Here is a 6,309-nt window from a genome sequence, read left to right as displayed (position 1 = left end):
ATCTCTTATGGTACGGCGAATACACCGCCTGGGGTCGTCTGAAAAAGGACGGGCGTGTCTATCAGCACGCGCATCAGCCGTTCAGACTGCAAAACCAGTATTATGATGAAGAGACCGGACTGCATTACAACCTGATGCGCTATTACGAGCCTGATACTGGACGTTTCATCAATCAGGATCCGATTGGGTTGGTAGGTGGGGAGAATCTGTATCAGTTTGCTCCGAATGTGCAGGGATGGGTGGATTTCTTAGGTCTTGCAAAAAAACATCCTCCAGCAAGAAGACCTGGAGGTTATAGAACCTATGACATGGATTCCCATGGCAGATTGAGCCCCCAAGCAAATCGTGCGCCAGGACATTGCAACAAAAAAGATGATGATAGGGTGCAATCACACCATACCATTCAACAAGAATGGGCAAAACGAAATATAAAAGGTTATGATTCCGAAAAAGCACCAGCAATTCTATTACCTTCTTCGTCAGGAAAAGCTCACGCTATTATTTCAGCAATGCAGCGCGCCTTTAGGAAACAAAATGGATTTAACACAAGTATTCGACAAGAATTTACAGAAGCGGCAAGACAATTAAAAGCTGCTGGCTTATCATCCAAGAAAATTAAACGAGCACTAAGTCAAAGTTACAAGTATTTCAGAGAACTAGGAGCACTTTAAAATGAATAGACATGAATTAGAAGCCTTATATACTTTAAATAATCCTGCTACTAGCCAAGTTATAAAAATGTTACCTCCAGAGTGGCATAGTTTATATCCTTCATATCTTCAATTTTTAGAACTAAGCAATGGATTATTTGGAGATGAGATAACCCTTTTGGAAGCCGAGGATATCCAACAAAGGAATATTGACTATGAAGTAAAAGAATATTTGCCGAATTTTCTTATGATTGGAGATAATGGTGGAGGGGTTGCCATTCTGATGGATAATAAAAATCAAAATATTTTTGCTGTCGGCATGGGAGTAATGAGTGAAGACTCCTTAGAAAAAATATCATCTTCTTTAGAAGACTTTCTATTAGTAAAAAAAGGAATGTTTAATTATTAGCAAGCCGTAGCCCGCACAAAATCTTCAATATAAGGATACAAAAAGGTTGGTACTGGTTGATTCTAATGACCATAGAAGAAATCATGGTCTATATCACCCACAAAGAAAAAGCGGAAGAAGTATATGGGGAGGTGGTAGACCAGGTCGGCGAGGAAAATTAAACGGTCGCACTGGTAAACCATTAGGTAAATGTTAATTTAATCATAGAAGGAACAAAAAATGAATTTAGATAAATTTTATAGAAGAAAAATTAGTATATCAGAAGTTATTGATTGTGCTAGATTATTCAACGATGATGATACTGATAAATTTGCTAAATTTCCATACATATATATTTCTTCTGATGAAGATGAGAGTATTCTTGATTTAGAGACGGTTTGTTATTTGGATAACGGTCCAAAAATAATGGATGGAAAAGAAGTTTTTCCTGATTTTATAAACGAAAATGGATTAGATATTTTATGTAGTGGGGATGTATTTATGGATGTTTATGATGACTTAGATGAACGGTATCCAAATTTTACAAAAGATCAATTTATTGATGCTCTAAATTATTACATGGATAATGATGATTACATTGAATTTTAAAATCTATATTTAGCAAGCCGTAGCTCGCACAAAATCTTCAATCCTGACGTAGGGTGTATGCGGTATGCACGCGGTTTCTGTTTTTCAGACGACCTCACTAAGATGCTAGATATGGAGATGGACAGTATCTCTCAGGTATTTTACCTGGGACAAGCACTAATGCCTGTTTATCTCGTTCTTTTGTTGGTATGCCATTCCAAGGGAATAGATTTGAGAGATTTGTTGCTATTGATACGAGAGGTTTAAATGTTGTAGAAGGTAGGAAAAATGTTTTTGTAATTCCAAACAATCGACTATTGGATATAAGTGGAAGAATTATTGGATACGGAAGGAACTAAAATGTTTTATATGAGAACGTTATGGTTTCATGATAACAATGATGATCCATCTATAATTTACAGTGAATTGGATCAAAACAGATATGAGGTAAGAAAAATAGAATTTTTTAAATCTGGCAACTACTTATATGCTTCCCAAGAAAAGGAAACAGAATCATGTTTTTTAGGAGAATTGCCAATACCAAAAATAGAAGAAATTAATAAAGATAAGCAATTTTGGGCAGTTGAAATTTCAAAAGGAGAATTTGATAATGCGTGGGAGAAAGTAATATATGGCAAATCGTGGCCTAAATAAATCTTCAAATCAATGGTTGTATGTGTTGTATCTTAAAGCGTATGTAATTAATTTCAAAATGAAATTCCTTAACGCACTCCTCTCGATTTTCAGACGGCCTCACTATCTTCTTTGGGGTTGTCTGAATCATTAGAATCAGTAAATAAAAAGTTACTAGATAGTGTCGATTGCGCCAAATTACTTGCAGAGTTAGGGATATAATTATGGAGGCATTAAAAATTAATAAATCCCTATGGTCTCTTCCATTAGATTTTTCTCTTGATAGCAGTGAAATCAATGAATTAATAAAGGTAATGGATATTGAATTACAAGAAGTGGTTATAAGTCCTAATGCTGATATGTGGTATTTTTTATTTATGAAAGAAGAATTTATTTTATTTAGTGATGTAGATGACGGCTTAGATATTCGATTTTTCAAAAAAGAAAATGAAGATTTAGCTAAAAAATTTATTAATAAAATTACTTTTATTGTATCCTTAAAATGAGTAATGCTAAATACGGTAACTATGCGAAAGGTTGCCTAAAAATTCTTGAAGATTTTTATTCTGGTATTGCTGATGTTACAACGGAAGACTTACGAAATTATTGGGTTTTCCTTTCGGTCAATGCAAGCCATAAATCGAAGTTTGGCAAGCGGTCGGATTTTGTGAACGAGTTGCAAAATCGTGGTTATAAAATTGAAAAGTGTGAATTGGTTAAAATTGAACAATAAGGTGGTTTATAATGTGTACTTTAATGCAAAAAGACGTGTTAATCGAAGTGGTGGCAAATGCACAAGCAACAATCAGCAAATGAACAGCACCCAATACACCAAGGAATGACGATCAGCGTTTTCTATCCAATCTAAGAGATGAACTGTACAGCACCCACCCTGATAAAATTGACTATCAAAGAACCCTTGATGATGTAAAAAATATCAAGGAAAAATATAAAAATTTACCTATTCATAGCCATTATTTATAAATCTTTTATCGGAAAAATCTAATCATTGAAAATGCAAAAATAGCGTTAAATTGGCGTAGCCTGTTTAATGCTATTTTTGCATTCAGCAACCGAAGCGATAGCGTAGGGCGGTAGTTACGGCGTAGCCGTGAGCCAACTGCAAGTTCAGGATTTTTTGTGTCAAAGAAAAATGGGATTTTGGGGCATTGGGAGGACTAATTGTCCGACAATGTCCTAAAAATCCCTATCCTGCATTAGAAAATTATGCTATTGTCTCAATGAATGCTATTAAACTCGCGATTTTGCCTTATGAAAAAAAAAGCCAGTTTTCGTATCGATGAGCAACTACACGAAAAGTTAAAAGAATTTGCTAATAGCGAAGGAATAACTACAAGCCAACTTATAGAATTGGCTTGTTATCATTTTATGGAAGAAAAACCAAAACCCACTAAACAAATTGAGCGGCATAAAAAACTAGAAACAATCAATGTTACATTAAGAGTGGATCAGCCAACTTACCGAAAATTGGCGAATATTATTCAGGCTAAAAATTCTACTTTGTCTCAAGAGTTAAATTATCGTTTGTCAGCTACTCTTGAAGAACCTGTTTTTGATATAGTTGAGTTTAACGAACTTTGGGCGGTAAAGTTTGATGTAGATCGTCTAGGTAATTTACTACGGTGGGCATTAAAAGAAAAAAGAGAAATTAACGAAAATTTATTGATTGATCTTGATAGAAAAGTTACATCATTGAGAGATGAATTTAGAGAAATTTTGACACAAGTTTATAAAAGAAGATTATTAAGATAAGTGTCGAATTAAGAAAAATGAAAAAATTAAAAAAAATTTTTTTCGTAGAATTAAGTTAATTCTGCAAAAAAAGGAAACAATATGAAAGCATACTTTGATGATGTAATAGCAGACGGCATAACGTATTCGCTTGAACATCTTAACCCTTTTTACCTTAAATTTTTTGGTGAAAAGATTTCCAAAGAAATTATGCTTAAAATCTTATATTCGGATCACTGTTTTACTGCTCGTAAGGACAAATCAGATAGTAATTCAGAACGTTGTTTTAATCTTGAGAGATATGAGCTTTCTAAGCTCTTACCAGAGCTTATAGCAAAAATGAACAACGGAAGTGTTCAAGTATTTCAAACATCAGCACGCCGTAACTTCGCTTATGTTGTAAAAACAATACTTCACGACAAAGACTATAATATTTTCTTTGAAGTTCGTAAGAGAAATACCAGTAATCCTGACTGTGATTTAGTGATGAGGATTGAAAGCGCTTATGTGTTTGACGAGGGGAAATCCCTTGAATACACTGGTAAAATCCGATTTTTAATTCTTTGCCAAAAAATTTATTTAGGCGAGAAAATTCAGTGCCGAAAATGACAAAAAGCCACGCTTAAACGTGGCTTTTTGTTTGAATAGATCCCGAAAACACTCACCAAGGCATCGCACCTTACTCATAACTGAGCCGTCCTATGATCGATTTCATCGGGTTGCCATAGGTTATGATCAGATTATGACTATAAATTACGGAAAAGTCAAACCTTGTCAAAAAAACGCTCTAAAGTGCATTTTAAGACATTTTCAACCAAAAGATATTAAAACATAGCCAAATCGTTTTCTAACGCCCTACGGTTGTTAAATCCGCATTAAACGCTAAAACAAGTTTTAACGTTCACTGCGGATTGCCAAATTTAGTCTTTTCTCCGATAAATACCTTGCTAAGAAACAAAAAATAGGGCTGAAAGCCCCAAAAAGAGCCGTTAGGCTCTATATTTTTATTATTTTAGTTTTTAATTGTTTTCGGTTATGTCAGTTCCTTATATATCAAGGCTTGCGAGATTTATAAGACTACAAATTTCCTGTTATTGACTACTTTACAAAATGATATTGTAGTCGTATTATGAACTACAATATCTTTACCGTTGTAGCTTAACGCAGGAAATTTGTAGTTTTATGGAAACTAACCTAGTTGTAGTAAAGGCTAACAGCCTTATTGAAGCCAGTTATAGATTAAGTATTGATGAAGTACGGATTTTAGCTTTGACGATTGGAACAATGGATCCAAGTCAAAGCTAAAAGCTAAAAGCCTTTGATTTTACCGTGGCTGATTTTGTGCGTGAGTTTCCTGAAATTAGTATGGACAATGCCTACAAACAAATTCAAGCGGCAATTAAACGAATTTATGAGCGTAGTGTAAGAACCGAAGATAGCAACAGGGTTACAGAATTTCGTTGGGTATCTTCTCGGACATACTTCAAGAAAGAAGGTCGTTTTAGAATTGCAATGACTGATGAAGTTATGCCTTATTTAACTCAACTTAAAGGGCAATTCACACAATATCAGCTTAAAAATATCGCTTATTTTAATAGTGTTCACTCAATCCGAATTTATGAACTTATTACACAATATCGTAATGTTGGAAGTAGAGAAATCACGCTTGAAAATTTGAAAAAATGGTTACAGGTTGAAGAAAATTACTCTCGTTGGAATAACTTTAAAGCAAGAGTTTTAGAGCCTGCAATTACAGAAATTAACGATAAATCTGATTTGTTTATTGATATTGAGCAGATTAAACGTGGTCGAAGTGTTTACGCTCTAAACTTCACAATCAAGAGTAAGATAAATGCGGTCAAAACTGAATTAAAACGCCCTATATTTCCGCATAAAAACAAGTATGGGAAGTTTGTTTCACTGAACAAAGACAACCCTTAAATAAAGCAAGCCGTAGCCTGCATAAATTTCCAAATTCACAGGTAGGGTGCGTGCCTCAAGTACGCACGCGGTTTTTTCGGTTTATTAGACGGTCTCAGTACCCTAGAATCTCGACGGAGAGAGTAAGTGCATGGCCTCTTTCGGTAACACTTTCGGTGTTCTCATTCCTAAACCAGCCGCCCCAGCCATGGTGTCTCAAGGCTCTGCCAATCCACCCGAGCCGCTGACCAATGCAGCCGGTCCGGTGGATGTGATAGAAATGGTTGCCGATGTTGCTTCCGCTGCCCTTTCCATCGTTGCGTCTGATTCCGCTGCAGCCGATGCAGTTGATGCCATATCCGAACTGGTTTCCCTTGC

General features: G+C 35.3%; 10 protein-coding genes and 1 pseudogene. All 11 read left to right on the top strand.

Features of this window, described 5'->3' with window-relative positions:
- The coding region (locus KEM39_RS10380) for an RHS repeat-associated core domain-containing protein (RefSeq protein WP_300991039.1) at positions 1–671 on the top strand (671 nt) is incomplete at its 5' end.
- Position 672: 1 nt separating this feature from the next.
- Positions 673–1,059 (top strand): SMI1/KNR4 family protein, encoded by a 387-nt coding sequence (locus tag KEM39_RS10375; protein WP_211709978.1) that lies wholly within the window; start codon positions 673–675, stop codon positions 1,057–1,059.
- Between the two features lie 219 nt (positions 1,060–1,278).
- On the top strand, positions 1,279–1,647 hold the full coding sequence (locus tag KEM39_RS10370) for a DUF7716 domain-containing protein (protein WP_211709977.1): 369 nt from the start codon (positions 1,279–1,281) through the stop codon (positions 1,645–1,647).
- Positions 1,648–1,784: 137 nt separating this feature from the next.
- Positions 1,785–1,985 carry an HYD1 signature containing ADP-ribosyltransferase family protein gene (locus KEM39_RS12105; RefSeq protein WP_211709979.1) on the top strand — a complete coding sequence of 67 codons (201 nt, stop codon included), beginning with the start codon at positions 1,785–1,787 and terminating at the stop codon, positions 1,983–1,985.
- Positions 1,954–2,280: a DUF6881 domain-containing protein gene (locus KEM39_RS10360; protein WP_211709976.1), complete on the top strand. Its 327-nt coding sequence runs from the start codon at positions 1,954–1,956 to the stop codon at positions 2,278–2,280. The genes KEM39_RS12105 and KEM39_RS10360 overlap by 32 nt, the downstream gene beginning before the upstream one ends.
- A gap of 203 nt (positions 2,281–2,483) precedes the next feature.
- Positions 2,484–2,765 (top strand): hypothetical protein, encoded by a 282-nt coding sequence (locus KEM39_RS10355; RefSeq protein WP_211709975.1) that lies wholly within the window; start codon positions 2,484–2,486, stop codon positions 2,763–2,765.
- The gene (locus tag KEM39_RS10350; RefSeq protein WP_211709974.1) at positions 2,762–2,992 is read left to right on the top strand and encodes a hypothetical protein; all 231 of its coding nucleotides are present in this window, start codon (positions 2,762–2,764) and stop codon (positions 2,990–2,992) included. Before KEM39_RS10355 ends, KEM39_RS10350 begins: the two co-directional genes overlap by 4 nt.
- A 539-nt stretch (positions 2,993–3,531) precedes the next feature.
- Positions 3,532–4,032: a hypothetical protein gene (locus tag KEM39_RS10345; protein ID WP_211709973.1), complete on the top strand. Its 501-nt coding sequence runs from the start codon at positions 3,532–3,534 to the stop codon at positions 4,030–4,032.
- An 81-nt stretch (positions 4,033–4,113) separates the two neighbouring features.
- Positions 4,114–4,620 (top strand): hypothetical protein, encoded by a 507-nt coding sequence (locus tag KEM39_RS10340; RefSeq protein ID WP_211709972.1) that lies wholly within the window; start codon positions 4,114–4,116, stop codon positions 4,618–4,620.
- Between the two features lie 717 nt (positions 4,621–5,337).
- Positions 5,338–5,628: pseudogene (locus KEM39_RS12100) on the top strand (RepB family plasmid replication initiator protein); the annotation flags it as partial.
- A 57-nt stretch (positions 5,629–5,685) separates the two neighbouring features.
- Complete coding sequence (locus KEM39_RS12095) at positions 5,686–5,952, top strand: hypothetical protein (RefSeq protein ID WP_418030202.1); 267 nt, start codon at positions 5,686–5,688, stop codon at positions 5,950–5,952.
- Positions 5,953–6,309: the final 357 nt, after the last annotated feature.

Origin of the sequence: Neisseria sp. Marseille-Q1983, assembly GCF_018224585.1 — a bacterium.
Taxonomy (GTDB): domain Bacteria; phylum Pseudomonadota; class Gammaproteobacteria; order Burkholderiales; family Neisseriaceae; genus Neisseria; species Neisseria polysaccharea.
The sequence above is the reverse complement of the archived record's forward strand: the minus strand, read 5'-3'. Positions and strand labels throughout refer to the sequence as shown.

Excerpts from the sequence above, each read along its gene's own strand:
- KEM39_RS10345 (WP_211709973.1), top strand. The coding sequence starts at position 3,532 with ATGAAAAAAAAAGCCAGTTTTCGTATCGATGAGCAACTACACGAAAAG.
- KEM39_RS10340 (WP_211709972.1), top strand. The coding sequence starts at position 4,114 with ATGAAAGCATACTTTGATGATGTAATAGCAGACGGCATAACGTATTCG.
- KEM39_RS10370 (WP_211709977.1), top strand. The coding sequence starts at position 1,279 with ATGAATTTAGATAAATTTTATAGAAGAAAAATTAGTATATCAGAAGTT.
- KEM39_RS10375 (WP_211709978.1), top strand. The coding sequence starts at position 673 with ATGAATAGACATGAATTAGAAGCCTTATATACTTTAAATAATCCTGCT.
- KEM39_RS10350 (WP_211709974.1), top strand. The coding sequence starts at position 2,762 with ATGAGTAATGCTAAATACGGTAACTATGCGAAAGGTTGCCTAAAAATT.
- KEM39_RS10355 (WP_211709975.1), top strand. The coding sequence starts at position 2,484 with ATGGAGGCATTAAAAATTAATAAATCCCTATGGTCTCTTCCATTAGAT.